This window comes from Planosporangium mesophilum, assembly GCF_016863255.1.
Taxonomy (GTDB): Bacteria; Actinomycetota; Actinomycetes; order Mycobacteriales; family Micromonosporaceae; genus Planosporangium; species Planosporangium mesophilum.
Map to the genome: position 1 here is coordinate 53,200 of NZ_BOON01000017.1, position 20,232 is coordinate 73,431.

The 20,232-nt window shown below is 70.0% G+C and carries 19 protein-coding genes and 1 tRNA gene; 7 read left to right on the forward strand and 13 right to left on the reverse strand.

From position 1 onward, the window contains the following. Nucleotides 1-164: 164 nt before the first annotated feature. Nucleotides 165-446, reverse strand: coding sequence for a cell division protein CrgA (locus Pme01_RS08980; RefSeq protein ID WP_168113600.1), 282 nt, complete (start codon nt 444-446; stop codon nt 165-167). Nucleotides 447-578: 132 nt separating this feature from the next. Between Pme01_RS08980 and Pme01_RS08985 the strand changes: the two genes are divergently transcribed. The 4 genes from Pme01_RS08985 to Pme01_RS09000 are packed head-to-tail and all read left to right on the forward strand — an operon-like array spanning nt 579 to nt 4,147. Continuing rightward, complete coding sequence (locus Pme01_RS08985) at nt 579-1,385, forward strand: DUF881 domain-containing protein (RefSeq protein WP_168113601.1); 807 nt, start codon at nt 579-581, stop codon at nt 1,383-1,385. A 7-nt stretch (nt 1,386-1,392) separates the two neighbouring features. Next, entirely contained in the window at nt 1,393-3,207 is a 1,815-nt protein-coding gene (locus Pme01_RS08990; protein WP_168113602.1) for a class E sortase, read from the forward strand. A gap of 5 nt (nt 3,208-3,212) precedes the next feature. Then, complete coding sequence (locus Pme01_RS08995) at nt 3,213-3,497, forward strand: hypothetical protein (protein WP_168113603.1); 285 nt, start codon at nt 3,213-3,215, stop codon at nt 3,495-3,497. A 5-nt stretch (nt 3,498-3,502) separates the two neighbouring features. Further along, on the forward strand, nt 3,503-4,147 hold the full coding sequence (locus Pme01_RS09000) for an aminodeoxychorismate/anthranilate synthase component II (protein WP_168113604.1): 645 nt from the start codon (nt 3,503-3,505) through the stop codon (nt 4,145-4,147). 65 nt (nt 4,148-4,212) lie between these two features. Here the strand turns inward: Pme01_RS09000 and pknB are convergent, their stop codons facing one another. The 7 genes from pknB to Pme01_RS09035 are packed head-to-tail and all read right to left on the reverse strand — an operon-like array spanning nt 4,213 to nt 13,402. Continuing rightward, nucleotides 4,213-5,943, reverse strand: a complete 1,731-nt coding sequence (gene pknB / locus Pme01_RS09005; RefSeq protein WP_168113605.1) for a Stk1 family PASTA domain-containing Ser/Thr kinase — start codon at nt 5,941-5,943, stop codon at nt 4,213-4,215. A gap of 44 nt (nt 5,944-5,987) precedes the next feature. Then, entirely contained in the window at nt 5,988-7,625 is a 1,638-nt protein-coding gene (locus Pme01_RS30810) for a serine/threonine-protein kinase (protein WP_239088100.1), read from the reverse strand. A gap of 15 nt (nt 7,626-7,640) precedes the next feature. Next, the gene (locus Pme01_RS09015; RefSeq protein WP_168113606.1) at nt 7,641-9,137 is read right to left on the reverse strand and encodes a peptidoglycan D,D-transpeptidase FtsI family protein; all 1,497 of its coding nucleotides are present in this window, start codon (nt 9,135-9,137) and stop codon (nt 7,641-7,643) included. Next, nucleotides 9,134-10,675 carry an FtsW/RodA/SpoVE family cell cycle protein gene (locus Pme01_RS09020; RefSeq protein WP_168113607.1) on the reverse strand — a complete coding sequence of 514 codons (1,542 nt, stop codon included), beginning with the start codon at nt 10,673-10,675 and terminating at the stop codon, nt 9,134-9,136. The genes Pme01_RS09015 and Pme01_RS09020 overlap by 4 nt, the downstream gene beginning before the upstream one ends. Nucleotides 10,676-10,703: 28 nt before the next feature. Beyond that, nucleotides 10,704-12,077 carry a BofC C-terminal domain-containing protein gene (locus Pme01_RS09025; RefSeq protein WP_168113608.1) on the reverse strand — a complete coding sequence of 458 codons (1,374 nt, stop codon included), beginning with the start codon at nt 12,075-12,077 and terminating at the stop codon, nt 10,704-10,706. After that, a complete protein-coding gene (locus Pme01_RS09030) occupies nt 12,074-12,556 on the reverse strand; it encodes an FHA domain-containing protein FhaB/FipA (RefSeq protein ID WP_168113609.1) in 483 nt (160 codons plus the stop codon). The genes Pme01_RS09025 and Pme01_RS09030 overlap by 4 nt, the downstream gene beginning before the upstream one ends. 51 nt (nt 12,557-12,607) lie before the next feature. Beyond that, a complete protein-coding gene (locus Pme01_RS09035) occupies nt 12,608-13,402 on the reverse strand; it encodes an FHA domain-containing protein (protein ID WP_168113610.1) in 795 nt (264 codons plus the stop codon). 234 nt (nt 13,403-13,636) lie between these two features. Here Pme01_RS09035 and Pme01_RS09040 point away from each other — a divergent pair. The 3 genes from Pme01_RS09040 to Pme01_RS09050 all read left to right on the forward strand — a co-directional run bounded on the left by Pme01_RS09040 (nt 13,637) and on the right by Pme01_RS09050 (nt 15,779). Then, nucleotides 13,637-13,722 (forward strand) — tRNA-Leu (locus Pme01_RS09040). A gap of 180 nt (nt 13,723-13,902) precedes the next feature. After that, the gene (locus Pme01_RS09045; protein WP_168113611.1) at nt 13,903-14,976 is read left to right on the forward strand and encodes an NAD-dependent epimerase/dehydratase family protein; all 1,074 of its coding nucleotides are present in this window, start codon (nt 13,903-13,905) and stop codon (nt 14,974-14,976) included. Next, nucleotides 14,973-15,779: a WecB/TagA/CpsF family glycosyltransferase gene (locus tag Pme01_RS09050; RefSeq protein ID WP_168114056.1), complete on the forward strand. Its 807-nt coding sequence runs from the start codon at nt 14,973-14,975 to the stop codon at nt 15,777-15,779. The genes Pme01_RS09045 and Pme01_RS09050 overlap by 4 nt, the downstream gene beginning before the upstream one ends. A 63-nt stretch (nt 15,780-15,842) precedes the next feature. Here the strand turns inward: Pme01_RS09050 and Pme01_RS09055 are convergent, their stop codons facing one another. The 5 genes from Pme01_RS09055 to Pme01_RS09075 form a co-directional block, all read right to left on the reverse strand. Continuing rightward, nucleotides 15,843-16,106, reverse strand: coding sequence for a hypothetical protein (locus Pme01_RS09055; protein ID WP_168113612.1), 264 nt, complete (start codon nt 16,104-16,106; stop codon nt 15,843-15,845). Nucleotides 16,107-16,242: 136 nt separating this feature from the next. Continuing rightward, nucleotides 16,243-17,247, reverse strand: coding sequence for an adenosine deaminase (gene add / locus Pme01_RS09060; RefSeq protein WP_239088101.1), 1,005 nt, complete (start codon nt 17,245-17,247; stop codon nt 16,243-16,245). Between the two features lie 40 nt (nt 17,248-17,287). Then, nucleotides 17,288-18,922 (reverse strand): S8 family peptidase, encoded by a 1,635-nt coding sequence (locus tag Pme01_RS09065; RefSeq protein WP_168113613.1) that lies wholly within the window; start codon nt 18,920-18,922, stop codon nt 17,288-17,290. Nucleotides 18,923-19,256: 334 nt separating this feature from the next. Then, on the reverse strand, nt 19,257-19,697 hold the full coding sequence (locus Pme01_RS09070; protein WP_168113614.1) for a hypothetical protein: 441 nt from the start codon (nt 19,695-19,697) through the stop codon (nt 19,257-19,259). 141 nt (nt 19,698-19,838) lie between these two features. Continuing rightward, nucleotides 19,839-20,063: a DUF397 domain-containing protein gene (locus tag Pme01_RS09075; protein ID WP_168113615.1), complete on the reverse strand. Its 225-nt coding sequence runs from the start codon at nt 20,061-20,063 to the stop codon at nt 19,839-19,841. Nucleotides 20,064-20,232 lie beyond the last annotated feature (169 nt).

Consider the following 20,232-nt stretch of genomic DNA (forward strand, 5'->3'; position numbering starts at 1 on the left):
TTACCCACTAGTAACATGAGAGGCACCACAGCAGCCATACGAAGTAGACCACCCAGTATGCCCCGAAGAGGCATATGGGTGGTCTGTCCTATTTTTATGCACAGTGTGGACGAGGTTGTGGAGAACTACACGCGTGTAATACGGCTAGCGGCGGTCGGCCGCCATCAGCGCCACTTCGACAGCAGGATCAGCGCACCGATCATCGCACCGAATCCGATGGCGAAGTTCCAGTAACCGATGTTGGCGAGGAACAGCAGCGCCGGGGTGTCGACGAACCCCTGGGTCAGGTAGAACACGACCATCCAGGCGATGCCGAGCACGAGCAGCGCCACCGCGGTGGCCGGCAGCCACACCGGGCTCGGCCGCTTGGACGCAGCCGTGGACTGCGGCTGCAGCTCGGCCGGCGGCGTGTAGACCTTCTTCTTGCGTACGTGGGACTTCGGCACGGCGTTCTCCTGGTAAGGATCGTCTCGGGAACGGTACGTCAGGCGACCATGGCGAGGCGAGCCTCACGACCCTGAATAATGTTCCCCGGTTAGCGTAGTCACGTTGGCACGCCAGCGGGGGAAAGGGGGGACGTGGGCGCTTCGGATGACAACTCGTCCTGGGGACGGGTGCTGCGCCGCGCCGCCGCCGCGCTGCTGCCGCGCCGCGCCGCCGACCGGCGCCGCGGCTGGTCCCTGCTGGTACCCGTCGTCCTGCTCTTCGCCGGGATGCTGTTCACAACCACGGCGACCACGGCCAACGGCACCGACCTGCGCAACGACCGCCGGCCCGAGCTGGCCAACCTGATCAGCGAGCGCAAGCGCGACGTGGCGGCCGCCGAGGCTCAGGCCGGGGACCTGCGACGCCACATCGAGTCGCAGACCGCGGCGCAGGCCGGCTCCGACGCACCCGTGGCCGAACAGCGCTCCCGCGGCCAGGCCCAGTCGGGCCCCGCCGGCCTGGTGGCCGTGCACGGCCCCGGGCTCACCGTGCGGCTCAACGACGCGCCCCGACGACCGGACGGGAGCCGACCTGCCGGTTCGCCGGATGACCTGGTGGTTCATCAACAGGATGTGCAAGCTGTAGTCAATGCCTTGTGGTCCGGCGGCGGCGAGGCTATGTCGATCATGGGGGTACGGGTGATCTCTACCAGCGCGGTACGCTGTGTCGGCAACACCCTGCTTCTGGACGGTCGGGTCTACTCGCCTCCGTTCGTTGTCACGGCCATCGGGGACCCGGTCCTGCTTCAACGCGCGCTGGACGCCTCGCCCGGCGTGCGCGCCTTCCGTAGCGCGGCTACCGACTTCGGCCTCGGATACGAGGTAAAGGTGGAGGGAGACGTCACCGTGCCTGCCTACGAGGGATCGGTCGCGCTGCGATCTGCGCAGCCACCGTCGTGAGGCCACGATGACCAACCATCCGTACTCGCCACATCCTCACCGGCCGCGGCACAGCGCGCCCGACGAGGACGCCGCATCCACGGCCATCCTGCCGCAGCTCGCGGACCACGGCCCGGCGGCGCAGCCAGGCCGCGGGCAGGGCGTACCACGCCAGGCCGTACCGCCCACCGCCGAGCCACCCCGGCAGCCACGCGGCGCCGCCCGCGTGGTCCCGCCGGAAGCCGTCGTGCCCGCCCAGCCCGTACCGCCGGACCGGCTCGCACCGTTGCCGGAGCGCGGCGGGTCACGACCGGCGCGGCGCGCCAGGGCGGCCGACGAGTGGGACCACCGGGAGCTCGACCACCACCGGGAGCCGGAGTCGGGCGGCCAGCGACACAGTCAGATATCCGACCGTCAGCAGCACGGACAGGCACCGGACCGGTGGCACGAACCGCCCGCGCCGGTCGACCCGTGGCAGGAGCGGGCCCCGTATCCCCAACCGGCACCGTACCCCGAGCCGGTGGGGTACCCCCAACCGGCGGCGTACCCCGAGCCGCGGCCCGAGGTGGGTCCGGAAATGCGGCCCGCGAGGCGCTCTGACGGCGGTGACCCCCGCTACGCCGAGCCGGTCGGTCCAGGGATCATCTGGACGGTCGACGCGATGGAGGACGAGCCGACCGTCGTCGGCATCGGGCCCGCAACACCGCGCCGCCGGCCCGACGGTCCGGCTCAGCACGGGGAGGCCGGGCCGAACGGCACCCGGCTGACCGGCGTCCACCAGGGCAACGGGATCGTCAACGGCGTCCGATCGGCCAACGGCACCCCGCCCCCTGGCGCCACGCTGAACGGCGCCCGAGCAGGGGCTGCGCTCAACGGCGCCCGATCGGGCGCCGCGCTCAACGGCGCCCCGGCGTTCACCGGTGCCGTGTCCGGCGTCGGAGCCCTGAGCGAGCCCACGGCGGTCATTCCGAAACTGCACGTTTCCCCCACGGGGGACGGAACTATCCCGGTTATTCCCCCGAAACGCCCATCCTCGGACGACAATGGGGCAGCCGACAGCGCCGGCGAACCCCCCCGCGGGGTGACGGTGGTGCCGTTACGGCCTGTCCGCACCCAGGAGGGCTACCGCAGCGTGTACTCGCACCTCACCCGTCGCAGCGCCGGTTCAGTGATCCGCGACATCGTGCGCAGCGTTGGCGAACTGTGCATCACGCTCGGCATGATCATGCTGCTCTTCGCGGCGTACGAGGTGTGGGGCAAGACGGCCGCCGTCAACGCGCACCAGGACGACCTCAACAGCCAGCTGGCCCAGGACTGGGGCAGCCCGACGCCGGCCGGCCCGAGTCCGAGCGCCAGCGCGGCGGCGAACGTCCTGCCTCCGCCGGACGGGAAGGCCATCGCGCGGATGTACATCCCGCGTATCGGCAAGCAGTGGATCGTGGTGCAGGGCGTGTCGCCGGGGGACATCCGGTTCGCGCCCGGGCACTACCCGAGCAGCGCGATGCCGGGCCAGGTCGGCAACTTCTCGGTGGCCGGCCACCGTACGCCGGCGATCTTCTGGGATCTCGACCAGCTCAAGACCAATGACGAGATCATCCTCGAGACGCGGGACACCTGGTACGTGTACCGCACGAGCGAGTTCCGGATCGTCTCCCCGAACGCGGTGGAGGTCGTCGCGCCGGTGCCGAACCAGCCCGGCAAGAAGCCGACCGACGCGGTACTGACCCTCACCACGTGCAACCCGAAGTTCAACAACTACCAGCGTCTGATCGTCCACGCCGTCCTCGACCCGAGCCAGACGCGCGCCCACGACAAGGGCCGACCGGCCGCGTTGGGAGGCTGACCCCCGTGTACTCGTGGATCTGGCGCCATCTGCCGTTCGGCCTGCCCGGCCGGATCATCGGCTCGCTCGTGCTCGTCGGCGCCGTCGCCGCGCTGCTGTGGTACCAGGTGTTCCCCAACATCGAGCAGTACATGCCGTTCACCGACGGGCAGATAGCCGGTACCGAGGGCGGCGGACCGGGCGCGAACCTGGTCACTCCCGCGCCCCGCCCGAGCGAGAGCCTGCCGCCGTCGGACGTCATCCCGTACTCGACCGTCTCCAACCACCCCGCACCGACCCCGACCAGGTAACCCTCATGCGTGTACTCGTCATCGACAACTACGACTCGTTCGTCTTCAACCTCGTGCAGTACCTCGGACAGCTCGGCGTGGAGTGCGTGGTTCGGCGCAACGACGAGATCTCCCTCGAGGAGGTCGGCACCGTCGGGGCCGGCGGCGTTCTGCTCTCACCCGGCCCCGGCACTCCCGAGCGCGCGGGCATCTGCCTGCGGGTCATCGACGAGTACGCGGGGAAGCTGCCGATCTTCGGCGTGTGCCTGGGGCATCAGGCGTTCGGTGCGGCGTTCGGTGCGACGGTCGAGCGCGCGCCCGAGCTGCTGCACGGCAAGACCTCGGTCGTCCACCACGCCGGCGGCGGCGTCCTGGCCGGCCTGCCGGAGCCGTTCACCGCGACGCGGTACCACTCGCTGACCGTGCTGGAGTCGACCCTGCCGCCGGAGATCGAGGTGACCGGTCGTACCGACTCCGGCATCGTCATGGCCATGCGCCACCGGGAGTTGCCGATCGAGGGCGTGCAGTTCCACCCCGAGTCGGTGCTCACCCAGGGCGGCCACCTGATGCTGGCCAACTGGCTCGCCGCGTGCGGGTACCCGGAAGCCCTGGACCGGGCGCCGGAGCTCGCCGCCGAGGTCGAGGCGCGGCGGGTCGCCGCCTTCGCCTGACCGGCCCAGCCAGGGATCTTGGACGCTCAGGCCATCTGAAGCCCAAGTGTCCAAGATCCCGAAACCTACGGCAGCAGCGGCGGCCTGGACGGTGGCTGCGTCGGGGTCGGCGGGTTGCTCGCCGGTGGTGGCGCGGCGGCCCTGCCGACGAAGATCGTGACCGCCGTCTTCGTGGGGTCGGCGGCCTGATCGCCGTCCGGGTCCTGGTTGATCACCTTGCCGACCTGGCTCGGATCGTTGGTCTCCTGGGGGACCACGTTCGCCCGGAAGCCGGCGGCGCTGATCGCCGCCCTCGCCTCGGCCTCGGACTTGCCCACCACGTTCGGGACCTTCTTCTGGTCGCCCTTGGAGACGGTCACCTTGATGGCGCTGCCCGCGTCGACCGCGGTGCCCTCCGCCGGGTCGGACGCGATGACCTGGTCGGCCGGTTTGTCGCTGGACGCGGTGACGAAGGTCGGCTTCAGGTGCGCCTCGTCGAGCTGCTTCTGCGCCTGTGCCCTGCTCAGGCCGACCAACTGCGGCACCCGCACCTGCCCGGGGCCGACACATACCTTGTACTCCACCACGGTGCCCGGCTGGACCTGGGAGTTCGCGGCCGGGCTCTGGTCGACGACCGTGTTCTTGGCACAGTTGAGGTCGTTGACGTCGGTCTGCTTCGGCGTCAGGTTCTGCCTGGTCAGCAGGGTGCTGGCCTCGTCGGGGCTGTGGGTCTCCAGGTTCGGCACGGCGACCAGCTGCTTGTGGTTGGCCACCCAGAGGCCGACGGCGAGCGCGCCGACGGCCAGGACGCCTAACAGCGTCAGCGCGACGGCGACCCAGGTGTTGTTGCGGTGCGGCGGCTGGCCGACCCGGGCGACCGGCCGGGTCGGCGGGCCGGAGCGCGTCGAGGCCGGCGAGCTGATCATGGCTGTGCGCTCGTCGTCGCGCATCACCGGAGTTGCCATCACCGGCCGGCCGGCTGCCGCGCGGAGCAGGTCGGCGCGCATCTCGCCGGCGCTCTGGTACCGGTTGGCGGGGTTCTTCGCCAGCGCCTTGAGGACGATGGCGTCAATGGCCGGCGTGACGTCCCGGTTGCTCTCGCTCGGCGGCCTCGGGTCCTCCCGTACGTGCTGGTAGGCCACGCTCACCGGGTTGTCGCCGACGAACGGCGGGTGCCCGCACAGCAGTTCGTAGATCACGCAGCCGGTCGCGTAGACGTCGCTGCGCGCGTCCACCGCCTCACCGCGGGCCTGCTCGGGCGACAGGTACTGGGCGGTGCCGATCACGGCGGACGTCTGGGTCATCGTGCTCGCGCCACTGGCCAGCGCCCGGGCGATACCGAAGTCCATCACCTTGACCTGGCCGGTCTGCGTGAGCATCACGTTGCCCGGCTTGATGTCGCGGTGGATGATGCCGTGCCGGTGGCTGAACTCCAGGGCCGAGCAGATGTCGGCGACGATCTCCAGTGCGCGGCGGGGCATCAGCCGCCCCTCGGCCCCAAGCACCTCCTTGAGGGTCCGGCCGTTGACGAACTCCATGACGATGTACGGCAGTTCCTCGCCGCTCGGGCCGTGCTCCTCGCCCGTGTCGTAGACGGCGACGATCGCAGGGTGGTTGAGGGCGGCGGCGTTCTGCGCCTCCCGCCGGAACCGCAGCTGGAAGATCGCATCGCGGGCGAGGTCGGAGCGCAGCGTCTTGATCGCGACATCGCGCCCGAGCCGGAGGTCCCGGCCGCGGTGCACCTCGGCCATGCCCCCATAGCCGAGGAGCTCGCCGACCTGGTACCTCCCCCCGAGGGTGCGGGCCTGCGCGGTCATCTCGTCTGTCGTCCTTCGTCTGGTTGGTTCATCATCAGCGATCCTCACGACTGTGGCGGACAGCTGGCGAGGCCGGTCGGGTCACGCGGGTCGCACCCGCTCCCCGGACCGGGCGTCTTCGCATCCTTGCCGGTGAACACGTGCAGCGTCACCTCGGTCTCCTCGGGCTGCTGCCCACAGGGAGAGACCGAGGCGACCGTGCCCTTGCGTCCGCCGGGCCGGTCGTTGTCGATCTTCACCGTGTAGTTGCTGTCTTCCAGGGACGACTTCACGTCGTCGGCGTCCTTGCCGACCAGTTTGGCGCACTCGATGACGGGCGTCTTCTTCGTCGCCGTCGCCGCTACCGGGGTGGACTGCTTCGGCTTCGGCTTCGCCGTCGGACTGGGCGCCTTGCTGCTGGCCACCGGGCTCGGCGGAGCGGCGGTCGGATCGTTGGCGGACTTGTTCTGCAACAGTAACCACCCGCCGCCGACGCAGAACAGCAGCACGATGACGACGGCCAGCACCGCCCACGGGGCGACGCTCTTCTTGCCGGCGGACGTACGGTCGCCGGCGGGCGCCGTGGACGGCGACGACCCGCCGTACGTGTCGGCGTACGTGTAGTCCGCCGCCGCCGGGGCCGGGCCGGGCACGGCGGCGGCGCCCCGGACGTACTGCCCCTGGCGCTGGGCCGGCGCGCTCATCGCACCGGTCGCCGGGTAGGCGGCACCGGGCATCACCCGGGTGCCGGCCGGTGTGGCCGGGCCACTGCCCATCCGCGCGGGCGGGCCGCCGAACGGCGGGGACACCGGAGATCCGGAGACCGGGCGGGTCGGGTCGGCGGGGCCGCCCGACGTGGGGGCCAGTGCGGCGACGGACCCGTTCGCCAGTGACTGCGCCGTGTGCCGGGCCACCTGCGCCATGGCGGCCGCCGAGGCGTACCGGGCGGAGGGGTCCTTGGCCATCGCGCGGTCGACGATCTGACGAACGGCCGGGGGGATGTCACCGGGCAGCGGCGGCGGCGCGTCCCGTACGTGCCGCATCGCGATCTCGATCGGGTTGTCGCCCTCGAACGGGCGCCTACCGGCCAGGCACTGGTAGGCGACCACGCCGAGCGCGTACACGTCGGACATCGGGGACGCGGTCTTGCCTGCCGCCTGCTCGGGCGAGATGTAGGAGGCCGTACCGAGCACCGACCCGGCCTGCGTGAGCTGGGCACCGCCGGCTGCGCGGGCGATGCCGAAGTCGGTGAGCACGAGCGTGCCGTTCGGGCGTACCAGCAGGTTGCCCGGCTTGACGTCGCGGTGCACGACGCCTTTCTCGTGCGCGGCGTGCAGCGCGTCGGCCGCCTGCGCGATGAGCGCCATCGTGCGGGCCGGAGTCAGCCGGTGGACCCGCGCGAGCGTACGGGACAGCGCGTCGCCCTCCACGTACTCCATGACCAGGAACGCGGTGTTGTCCTCGCTGCCGTAGTCGTAGACGTCGACGACACCGGGGTGGTTGATGGTGGCCATGGTGCGGGCCTCGCCGCGGAAGCGCTCGGCGAAGCCGGGCTCCTCCATCAGCGACGGCAGCAGGATCTTGACAGCGATGGTCCGCCCGAGCACCTCGTCGGTGCCGCGCCATACCTCGCCCATGCCTCCACCGGCGATCCGCTCGTCCAAGCGGTACCGGCCGCCCAGGGTGTCTCCGGGGCTCACCATTGTGAATTCCTCACTTCAGCCCCGCTCCTGGATGATCGCGCGCATCACGTTCCCGGCGATCTGCGCCGCGTCGTGGCTGCCGCCCGAGCCGGCCTGCTCGAGGAAGACCGCCACCGCTGCCACCGGCTTGCCATCCTTGATCGCGAAGCCGATGAACCATCCGTGGTCGGGATTGTTTCCGTTCTGGGCCGTACCGGTCTTGCCGCCGACCTGCACACCCGGGATGCGGGCGGAGGTGCCGGTGCCGTCGTTGCTCGCGACGACGTTGATCATCATGTCGCGCAGGGTGCCGGCGTTCTGCTCGTTGAGCGGCCGGCGCTGCTCGTGCGGGCTGGCCACGTACGTCGGCGTACGGTCCGCCGCGAGCTCCTTGTCGATCAGGTACGGGCGCATCTGGCGGCCGCCGTTGGCGACGGTCGCGGCGATCAGCGCGCCCTGGAGGGGAGTCATCTGCACGTTGCTCTGGCCGATCGCGGACTGCGCGACGGTCGGCCGGTCGACCTGCCCGTTCGGGTCCTGCATCGTCCCGGTGTGGCTGGTAGCGACCCCCATGACGTTCTTGGGGTCCTGGTCGAAGCGGACGGGCTCCTCGAAGCCGAAGGCCTGCGCCATTTTCTTGATCGGATCGGCGCCGAGCTGCTCGGCTGCCAGCCGGGAGAAGGCGGTGTTGCAGGAGACCGTCAGCGCCTGCTTGAGCGTGATCTGCTCGGGGCAGAAGACCCCGGGCGCGTTCTGGATCACGTGCGTCGTACCCGGCGCGGTGTAGCTCGTGCCGCCCTGGAGCACGGTCTCGGGCTGCACGCCGTTGGCGAGGGCCGCGGCCGAGTCGATGACCTTGAACGTCGAGCCGGGCGGGTACAGCTCGGAGAACGCCCGGTTGAACAGTGGCTTGTCCGGGTTCTGCTCGAGCTGGTTGAAGGCCGAGGTGGCGGCCTTGGAGTTGTGGCTGACCAGCGGGTTGGGGTCGAACGAGGGCGCCGAGACAGCGGCCAGCAGCGCACCCGTGCTCGGATCGAGCGCGACGACGGCGCCCTTGCGCACCTTGCCCTTGTTCTGCAGCGCCTCGTACCCGGTCCGCTGCGCCCCCGGTGACAGCGTGAGCAGGACGTTGCCGCCCGAGGTCCGCTTGCCGGTGAGCATGGCCAGCCATCGGTCGGCCACCTGGGAGTCCGCGTTGCCCTGCAGGTACGCGTTCTCCAGCTTCTCGATGTCGGTGCTGGCGTTGCTGACCGGCTTGACCCCGACGATGTGCGCGTACTGGTCGCCCATCGGGTACATCCGCTGGTACTTCAGGTCGTCGTCGGTCTGCCGGCTCTGGGCGAGCACCACCCCGCCGGCGGCCTCGATCGAGCCGCGCTGGCGCTGGTACTCCGAGATCTGGACCCGGTGCGTGTTGTAGTCGCTGTTGCGGTAGTCGTCGGCCTTGTACGCCTGCACCCAGTTGAGGTTGACGAACAGGAGGCCGAACAGGACCAGGACGACGACGCCTACCCGACGTAACGGGGCATTCATGCCTTATCTCCATTGTGTCGGGTCGTCGTGCCCGCCTTGAGCATCTCCGTCGGCAACTCCTGCAGCTTGACCGGGCCGCCTGCGCTGGGTCCACCCCCGCGGCCGGAAGCGGAGCCGTCGGCCGGACGCCGCGCCGCGTCGGACACCCGCAGCAGCAGGGCGACGAGCGCCCAGTTGGCGACCAGCGAGGAGCCACCGGCGGACAGGAACGGCGTGGTCTGCCCGGTCAGCGGGATCAGCTTGCTCACCCCGCCCACGATGACGAAGACCTGCAACCCGAGCGTGAACGCGAGGCCGCCGGCGAAGAGCTTGCCGAAGGAGTCCCGTACGCCGATCGCGGCCCGCAGCCCCCGTTGGGCGATGAGCAGGTAGACCACGAGCAGGGCGCTCAGCCCGAACAGGCCGATCTCCTCGCCCATGCCCGCGAAGATGAAGTCGCTCTCCACCAGCGGCACGATCTCCGGGTGGCCCACGCCGGGGCCGGCGCCGAACAGGCCGCCGGTGCCCAGGCCCAGCAGCGACTGCACCAGCTGGTACCCGTTGCCGTCCGGCTCGGCGAACGGGTCGAGCCAGATGCCGACCCGCTGGTGGAAGTTGGCGAACGGACCGCCGATGATGCCACCCAGGACGTACGCGCTGAACGCCCCGCCGCTGAACAGGAGCAGACCGATGATCAGCCAGCTCACCCGCTCGGTCGCGATGTAGAGCGTCACGACGAACATGCCGAAGTACATGAGCGAGGTGCCGAGGTCCTTCTCGAACACCAGGACCAGCAGGCTGAGCAGCCAGACGGTGAGGACCGGCCCGAGGTCGCGGCCGCGTGGGAAGTCGATGCCGAGGAACCGCTTGCTCGCCAGCGACAGCACCTCGCGCTTGCGCACGAGGTAGTACGCGAAGAACACGAGCAGCAGGACCTTGGCGAACTCACCCGGCTGGATCGCGAAGAAGCCGAAGTTGATCCACAGCTTGGCCGGCGCGCCGTTGACGCTCGCGAGCCGGGCGGGCAGGACCGCGGGGATCATCACCAGGACGATGCCGGTGAGCCCGAGCGTGTACGCGTACCGCGACAGCGAGCGGTGATCGCGCACGATCGCAAGGACCAGCATCGCGCATGCGATGGCCAGCAGGCTCCACATGAGCTGGCGGCCGCCCTGGCCGCCGAAGACCGGGATGCTGGTACCGCCGTGCTCCTTGACGTCCGCGATGTCCAGCCGGCGCAGGAACATCACGCCGAATCCGTTGATCAGCGCCACGGCGGGCAGCATCACGGGGTCGGAGTGCGGCGCCAACCAGCGGATCATGAGATGCGCGACGAAGAACATCGCGCCCAGGGCGGCCACCGGGCCGAGGAACCAGAGGGTGACCCGGCCCATCAGAGCTGCCTCGGCGGCCGCCGCGTACAGCCCGACCACCGCCATCGCGAACACCAGCAACCCGAGTTCGGCGTTGCGGCGGCCGCCCGATCGCGAAGGCCGGGTGGGCGTTGCCCCGTCGCCCTGGTTGGTGGGCGGCGGGGCCGGAATGGCGGGGGCGGTCACGACGGTGGCTAGTCCTTGACAGGTCGGGTCAGCGCTTGCGGCAGCTGATCGTCGGCACGGGGGTCTGGATGGTGTCGGGGCTCGAGCTGGTCTCGACGGTCGGGGTGGCCGATGCGGGAGCGATCGGCGCCGGACTTGGACCCTGCGAAGCGCCGGACGGTTCCGTCGACGGGTGCGGCTGGCACGGCGGCAGCTTGTTGCTGTTGTTCGGGTCGTCGCTGGTCAGTTGGCTCAACTTGCGCCGCGCCTCGTCGGCGCTGGTCGCCGGGATGCCCTGCTTGACCGCGTCCTGCGCGCTCTTCGTCAGCTCCTCGAGCGTGGTGGTGCTGCGCTCCTGCTCCGACGACAGGCGCAAACCCGCCACCTGTCCCGGTACGCCGCGGAACACCGCCACCACCCCGTCGTCGGTCGCGCCGACGTAGTACTGCGACTGGGTGTACCGCCAGCCGAACCAGACACCGCCGCTGAGCAGGCCGAGCAGGGCTATCAGCAGCAGCGTGGTGAGCACCGGGTGGCGACGCGGCCGATCCTCCTCGTCCTCGTCGGCGGCGGTCTCCGGTGCGGCCGGGCGCGGACTGGTCAGCGCGGACGCCCGAGCGGCCGGGGTCGAGCTGTCCGCCGACGTCGTGTTGCCACGGTCCCGGGCGGCGGCACCCCCGACGATCGGCGCCTCCTCGACGATGTCCTCGTCGGTCACGTCCGCGACGATCACCGTGATGTTGTCCGGACCGCCACCGCGCAGCGCGAGCTGGACCAGGCGCTCGGCGCACTGGTCCGGGTTGGTGTACTCGCGCAGTGTCGACTCGATCGTCTCGGCGCTGACGACGCTGGACAGGCCGTCGCTGCACAGCAGGTATCGATCGCCGGGGATGGCCTGGCGGATCGAGTACTCCGGCTCGGCGTCCCGGCCGTCGAGGGCCCGGAACAGCAGGTGCCGCTGCGGGTGGGTGTCGGCCTCCTCCAGGCTGATGCGGCCCTCGTCGACCAGCATCTGGACGTACGTGTCGTCCTTGGTCACCTGGCCGAACTCGCCCTCGCGTACCAGGTACGCCCGGGAGTCACCGATGTGGACCATGCCGAACTTGCTGCCGCCGAACAGCATCGCGGTGAGGGTCGTGCCCATGCCTTCCATGGCCGGGTTGGCCTCGACGGTCTCCCGGATCTGCTGGTTGGCGTTGTCGACGGCACCGCGTAACGCGTCGATCATCGCGTTGCCCGGCACGTCCTCGTCAAGGGGCGCCATGGCGGCGATGACAATGTTGCTGGCGACGTCACCGGCGGCCATGCCGCCCATTCCGTCGGCGACCGCGAGCAGGCGCGGTCCAGCGTAGACGGAGTCTTGGTTTCCGCCTCGGATGAGACCGCGGTCGCTGCGGGCCGCGTAGCGCAGGGTGAGGGTCATGGCCGTAACTCGAATGATGTGCGGCCGATCCGGATCGGCACGCCGAGGGGTACGGGGGTCGGTGCGCTGACCTTAGCGCGGTCGAGGTAGGTCCCGTTGGTCGAGCCCATGTCCTCGACGTACCACTGCCCGTCCCGCGGCACGAGTTTGGCGTGCCGCGAGGAGGAGTAGTCGTCGGTGATGACCAGGGTGCAGTCCTCGGCACGCCCGATGGTGATCGGCGTTTCCCCGAGGGTGATCCGGGTACCGGCAAGCGCACCGGCGGTCACCACGAGCTGGCGGGCTGCTCGGCCCTTCTTCACCTTGGCCGGCCGGGCGCCACCCGTCACCGGCCCGATGCCGCGCGGTGCGGCGACGAGACGGCTGGAGCGCGCCCCGGCGAAGAGGTCTCGGCGGATCACGCCGACCACTGTGAACACGAAGATCCACAGCAGCACGAGAAACCCGTACCGAGCGACGGTAAGGACGATTTCAGGCATGCAGTTCTCTACCCGAGCCTGGTGTACTGATGGTCACCTCGCGCACGGCTCCTAACCGTCGGCTCGGAAGGTCAGCGTGGTCGTACCGAGCTGGATCATGTCGCCCGGGTTGAGCGCGACCGCGGAGACGCGCTGCCCGTTGACCATAGTCCCGTTGGTCGAACCCAGATCGGTCAGCACCACCTGCGCGCCGTCGAAGTCCAGCCGGGCGTGGCGCCGGGAGATGCCGACGTCGGGCAGGCGCAGGTTGGCCTGGTCGCCGCGGCCGATCACGGTCGAGCCGATCGACAGCGGGTAGCTGCGACCGTCGGCCGAAACCAGGCGCGCGCTCCGCGCTGGACCGCCGCCGCCGTGCGCCGGGGGCGCGCTGTGCGGGGCGTACGGGTTCTGGTCGTAGGGCGGGTAGCCCGGGGGTGCCTCGTACGAGGGGACCGGCGCCACGTCGCCGCCGGTGTAGACCTCGGCCGTCACCCGGAACATCCCGGTGTCGAGGCCGTCACCCCGCTCGATCTCGACGATGACGTCGCCGTAGACCGTCCAGCCCTGCTCACCGATGAACTCGGCCTGCGACTGCGCGAGCTCCTGGGCCAGCGCCGCGGCGTACGGCGCCAGTCGGCTGTGGTCGTACGGCGAAAGATCGATCACGTAGCGGTTCGGAACGAGAGTCCGGCCGCCGGCCAATATCGCCTTGTGCGCCTCCGCCTCCCGTTGCATGGCGTTGAGGATCTCCACAGGGTGGACCACACCCTTGAAGACCTTGGCAAATGCCCCTTCGACAAGGCCCTCCAAGCGCTTCTCGAAGCGCTGCAGCACACTCACCGGCTCCTCCTCGGGTCCCGAGGTCATGATGGTATCTGGCACGCGCTCTCTTGCGCCCGCACCAACCGGCCCAGCTCGTGCTACTCTTCCGGGGCGCCTACGGCAGCCTAGCCTCTACACGTGCGTTGTGCGCGGTTGGATTAGGCTAACGGATGGAGGAGCCAGATCTTCACCGGTCTGTCTCCCAGCGCGGTCGCCCGAAGCGACGTTGCCAGGGACTGTGGTAGGGTTCCGCACGCCTCGCTTTGAGCGATGCCACTCGGGGAAGTGGCGGAATGGCAGACGCGCACGGTTCAGGTCCGTGTGCCCGAAAGGGCGTGAGGGTTCAACTCCCTCCTTCCCCACCACGCGACAGGCGGCCTCCGGGCCGCCTGTCTTCGTTTGTGGCCACTATTACTTTCAGCCTTTCGGGCGACCTCGGCCGGATCGTCCCGGCTGCCCGTCGGCGGCGGCGCCCACTCTGTCCCGGCGCGGGCCGGCGCTAGACTCACTGGCCGTACTACGCCCCCGAAATCCTGGAGTTGCTCGTGAGCGTCGCCCTGGTGACCGGATCGGCCGGCCTGATCGGATCCGAGGCGGTGCGACACTTCGCCTCCCTCGGGCTCGACGTCGTCGGCATCGACAACGACATGCGTCAGCAGTTCTTCGGCTCCGAGGCCTCGACCGCCTGGAACGTGCTGCGGCTGACCAGTGAGCTGGGCGAGCGGTACACCCACCACAACGTCGACATCCGCGACCGCGACGCGATGGCGAAGATCTTCCAGCGGTACGGCCGGGACATCGCCGTCGTCATCCACACGGCCGCCCAGCCCAGCCACGACTGGGCGGTGCGCGACCCGTACACGGACTTCGACGTCAACGCCGGCGGCACGCTCAACGTGCTGCAGAACGTGCGCGAGCACTGCATCGAGGCGCCGGTCATCCACTGCTCCACCAACAAGGTCTACGGCGACCGTCCGAACTCGCTGCCGTACACCGAACTGGAGACGCGCTGGGAGCTCGACCCGGGCCACCCGTACTACGGCGGCATCACCGAGGACATGTCGATCGACCAGTGCCTGCACTCGGTCTTCGGCGCGTCCAAGGTCGCCGCGGACGTGATGGTGCAGGAGTACGGGCGGTACTTCGACATGAAGACCGCCTGCTTCCGGGGCGGCACCCTGACCGGCCCGGCCCACTCCGCCACCGAGCTGCACGGCTTCCTCGCGTACGTGATGCGCTGCAACATGGAGCGCCGCACGTACCGGATGTTCGGCTACAAGGGCAAGCAGGTGCGCGACGCCATCCACAGCCACGACGTCGTGTCGGCGTTCGAGGCGTTCTTCCGCAACCCGCGCAGCGCGGCCGTCTACAACCTGGGCGGCGGGCGCCACTCGCACACCTCGATGCTGGAGGCCTTCGCGCTCGCCGAGAAGATCACCGGCAACGAGATGATCACCGAGTACGTCGACCAGAACCGGGTCGGCGACCACATCTGGTGGGTCGGCTCCAACGCCGCGTTCCAGGCCGACTACCCGGACTGGAAGCAGGTGTACGACGTACCGATGATCCTCCAGGAGATCTACGAGGCCAACGTCGACAAGTGGGTACGGACCTCATGATCGACGGGGGCAAGCGGAGCGTCCTCGGCGTCCTCGTCAACGTCATCGACTACGAGGCGGCGGCCGCCAAGGTGCTGGCCGCCGCGCGGGAGCAGCGGCCCTTCGCGCTGACCGCGCTCGCGGTGCACGGCGTGATGACCGGCGTGCAGGACCCGGCGCACAACGCCCGGCTCAACGCGTTCGACGTCGTCACCCCCGACGGGCAGCCGGTGCGCTGGGCGCTGAACGCGCTGCACGGCGCCGGGCTGACCGACCGGGTCTACGGGCCGAACCTGACCCTGGAGGTGCTGGGCGGCTGCGCCGACGAGGGGCTTCCGGTGTACCTGTACGGCTCCACGGACGCCACCCTCGCCCGGCTGGTGCCGGCGCTGACCAAGCTCTTCCCCGCGCTGAAGATCGCGGGTACCGAGGCGTCGAAGTTCCGGGCGCTGAACCCCGGCGAGGACGCCGAGATCGCCGAGCGGATCAGGGCCTCCGGCGCTCGCGTGGTGCTCGTCGGGCTGGGCTGCCCGCGGCAGGAGATCTTCGCGTACGCGATGCGCCCGCTGATCGACGCGCCGCTGCTGGCCGTCGGGGCGGCGTTCGACTACCACGCCGGGGGGCTGCGCAAGCCGCCCGCGTGGATGCAGCGGTACGGCCTGGAGTGGCTGTGGCGGCTCGGCCTGGAGCCGGGCCGGCTGTGGAAGCGGTACCTGCTGCTCAACCCGGCGTACACGGCGCGGCTGGCGGCGCAGAAGTTGAAGCTGTGGCGGGCGACCCCGCCGGCGCCGGCGACCGAGCGACCGCCGACGTTCGCCGTCTGACCTAGCGATCTTGGACACTTGGCGGTGCCACGGCACGCCCAAGTGTCCAAGATCGCTACGTTTCTACTTCTCTTCGCCCTTGAGGGTTCTCAGGTGGGCGCGGCGCTGGCGCAGCTCCAGGCGCATCCGGATCGCCCGGTCGGCCGGCAGCAGCATGAGCGCGAACGGCGCGGCGATCCACCAGCGGCCGTAGAGAACCATGCCGACCACGGTGAGCAGCACGCCGAACGCGTACAGGCTGATCAGCCAGTCGACCCGCTTCAGCTGCGGGTGCCGCTTGTGCCACGCGTCGAGGACGCCGAACGCGCCGATGCTAAACATCAGCATCCCGATACCGCTCAATACCGCAAAACCGGTCTGTTGATCCATTGAGCCGCCTTTTTCGCCCATACAAAACGAAGCAGAGACTAGCCACGCAAATGGCTGAGTGACCACCAACTTATGTTGAAGCCCTACCAACCGGTCAGCCGATGGACAGGGCGCCCACCTGACGCAGGTGGCTGCGGGTCTGTTCGTCGCAGAGCGCGCCGGCCACCCCGGCCGCGTACGCGTCCGCGGGCGACACTCCGAGCTGCGCCGCCACCTGGTACTCACGGCCGAGGTCCGTACCGAACATCGCCGGGTCGTCGGTGTTGATGGTGCAGCGCACCCCGGCCTCCCGCAACAGCGGCAGCGGGTGCTCGGCCAGGCTGGGCACGACCCTGGTACGGAGATTCGACGTCGGACAGACGTCCAGTACGAGACCCCGGTCCGCGATCTCCTTGACCAGGGCGGGGTCCTCGACGGCGCGGATGCCGTGACGGATGCGGGCCGCGCCCAGGTCCATGACCTCCCGTACGGACTCCGGCCCGGCGCCCTCGCCGGCGTGCGGTACCAGCGCCAGGCCGCCGTCGCGGGCGATGTCGAAGGCGGTCCGGTACGCGGACGCCGGCGTGGCGGTCTCCATGCCGCCCAGGCCGAGCCCGACGACGCCCCGGTCGCGGTAGCGCACCGCGGTCCGCGCGCACTCCTCAGCCAGGTCCAGGTCCAGGCCACGGTACAGGTCCGGGGTGAACCGGATCTCCACGCCGTACCGCTCGCGCGCCTCCACCGCGCCCTCGACGTACCCGGTGAAGATCTCGTCCCAGCCGACCACGCCGCGCATGACCCGCTCCGCCGGCGAGAAGATCGCTTCCAGGTACACCGCGCCGAAGGAGGCCGCCTCGGCGGCGTAGCCGACCACGACCTCCCGGAAATCCTCCGCGGTGCGCAGGCAGTTGGTGGTGAGGACCCAGACCTCGAGGAAGTGCCGGAAGTCGGTGAACTGGTAGAGCTCGGCGAGCCCTTCGACCGTGTCGGCGGGCAGCGACACGTTGTTGCGCCGCGCGATGTCGAGCAGGGTCGCCGGACGGATCGCGCCCTCGAGGTGTACGTGTAGTTCGATCTTCGGCGCCGTCACGGGATCGGGGAGAGTTCGAGTCGTCGTCACGACTGAACTCTCCCCGATCACGCAGGGCGTTAACGACCGATCAGACGGTTAGCGTCCACGTGTCGAGGTACCCGGTGTCGGCCAGGTACCGGTCCTGCACCTGCAGCTTCCAAACGCCGTTCGCGGCCTCTCCCGAGACGTTGACCGTGTACGTGGTGTCGACGTTGGGTGCGGCGTCGTAGCTCTCCGTCTTCAGCCGGTACGTGCTGCCGTCCGGCGCCACCAGGTCGATGCGCAGGTCGCCGCGGTAGCTGTGCTTGATGTGCACCTCCACCTTCGTCGACGCCGAGGCGTTGCGCGCGCAGCCCGAGATCGTGATCGAGCTGGTCACCGCGGCGCCGCCGTCCGGGATCTGCACGTCGGTGCCGTTGGTGCCCGAGCAGCCCGCGGGCGGGGGCGGCGGGGGCGGCGGAGTGCTGCCGTTGCCCACGTAGAGCAGCCGGTTCGGCGAGCCGGATCCCGGGCTGCCGACGACGTTCGGCGTGGCGTTGTTCACCATCGCGTCGCGTACCTGCTGGGGCGTGTAGCCGGGGTTGGCCGAGGCGATCAGCGCGGCGGCGCCGACGACGTGGGGCGTCGCCATTGACGTACCGCTGATCGTGTTCGTGGCCGTGTCGTTGGTGTTCCACGACGAGGTGATGTTCACACCGGGCGCGAAGATGTCCAGGCAACTGCCGTAGTTGGAGAACGACGCCTTCTTGTCGGTGTTGTCGGTCGCGCCGACGGTGATCGCCTCGGATACCCGCGCCGGCGAGGTGTTGCAGGCGTTCTGGGCGATGCCGAGGGCGTTGCCGTTGCCGGCCGCGATGCCGTAGGTCACGCCGGAGGCGATCGAGCGCTGGACCGCGGCGTCCAGGGTCGAGTCGACGCCGCCGCCGAGGCTCATGTTGGCCACGGCCGGCTTGATCGCGTGGGCGGTCACCCAGTCGATACCGGCGACGACGCCCGAGGTGCTGCCGCTGCCGTTGCAGTCGAGCACCCGTACGGCGACCAGCTGCACGCCCTTGGCCACACCGTAGTTGGCGCCGCCGATGGTGCCGGCGACGTGCGTACCGTGGCCGTTGCAGTCGTTGGCGTTGCCACCACTGGTGACGGCGTCGAAACCGGGGGTCGCCCGGCCGCCGAACTCGCTGTGGCTGGTCCGGATGCCGGTGTCGATGACGTACGCGTGCACGTTCGACGCCGTTGTCGAGTACGTGTAGTTGCCGTCGAGCGGCAGGTTGCGCTGGTCGATCCGGTCCAGGCCCCAGGTCGCGCCGGCCTGGGTGTCGAAGGCCTTGACGACGCCGTCCTTCTGCACGTACGCGACGGACTGGTCGGCGGCGAGCCGGCGGGCCTGCGCCTCGCTGAGATTCCGCACCGCGTAGCCGCGCAGCGTGCTGCGGTACTTGTGCTTGACCTGTCCGCCGTAGCCGCTGGACAGGGTGCTCACCAGCGCGTCGACGCCGTGCGTGCGGGCCACCGAGTCCTTGAGGACGACGATGTAGCTGTTCGGTACGACGACGGCGCTTCCCGCGTCGCGGATGACGCCCTCGAGCGGCGTCGCCGCCGAGGCGGCACCCCCCGTCGACAGCGCCGCGGCCGTCGCCGCGACCGTGGCGAGACCGAGCAGCGCTGCTCGGCGCCCCGGGCCGGCCGCACCCGACCCGGGCCTCGCGTTCCCTGGGAGTCTCATCTCCCGCTCCTCCCTCTGGTGGACCGGTCCGCGCCGAACGCTTCTCACCTGCGGAGAACAGCGTGGACGATCCGGTTGGAGAGAGGGTATGGGGCAAGCTCTTACATGCCTAGATATAGCGATTGAATAATTTGATCACGATAGTGAGACGGGTTTCCAGGCGCCGATGCGCTGAGTTACCGATCGGTAAGCGCAGCCGCAGGTCCGGCGCGCGGGCCGCCACGGTGCGTCATCTCGTGACGGGCAGCGCCGGACGAGCGGCGCTGGGTAGTCACGGTCAGGCAACCAATCAGCAAGGGTGCCGTCGAGGGTCCTACGGCGTGTAGGACGGCTCTCAGCGCCGACCGGCGTGCTGGGCGTAGAGCAGTTCCAGGATCGAGCGGGCGGCCTCGAACCAGCGGTCCAGCCACTCCTGGGGAGGCATGCTGCCCTTGGGCGGCAGTTCCAGCAGCAGCCCCCGGAGCAGCGGATGGTCGGCGAGGGACTCGCTGGTGACGTCGTCGTACCACCTGTCGGAGTCGTCGAGCTCCGGCTCCGCGAGCTGCGGGGCCCGCATCGACGACGCGATCGGGTTGCCCATGTCCAACGAGCCGTTGACCCGGTGGATGGTGGGTACCGACCCGTTACGCCGGCCCGGGCCGTCGCCGTCGCGGTCGTTGATCGGCAGCACGGCGCCGCTGTCCCGGCTCGCCGGACGGTACCCGCTCAGCTGCGCGGCGAACCTGTCGTCGGAGTTCGCCCCGCCGTTGCCGTAGTTTTCCGGGACTGTCGTCATCGCGTCTCGCCTTACTGTCTTGGATCTGCGTCGTCGCCGGTGGACGCACCGGTCCCGGCGGCGGTACGGCCATGGCCGCACCGCCCGGTACAACGACGCACGAGGGCCGCACGACGCGGGACGCGTCTGCCGGAACCCTGGTCAGAGGTCGAACTCCCCATCCCTGGCGCCCCCGACGAAGGCGTCCCACTCGCTCCGGGTGAACAGCAGCACCGGACCGGCCGGGTTTCTGGAGTCGCGGACCGCGATGGCGTCGCCCACGAACGCCACCTCGACGCAGCCGTCCGAGTACGGGCCGCTTCGGTCGCTGCGCCGCCACCGTGCGCCGTCGAGATTGACCCGCAGCCCCTTGGCCTCGATCTCCACCACAGCTCCTCTGCCAGTCCGGACCACCGGAACCGTCACCGTTGAAGCTCATTCCCACGGAAGAGACCCTTACCGCGGCCGAGACGACGACCACCCTCCCGGCTAGTGGCGTCGGTCAACCCGACTCTATTACTCCAGGTGGGCCGGCCCGGCACCTAACGGACGAACG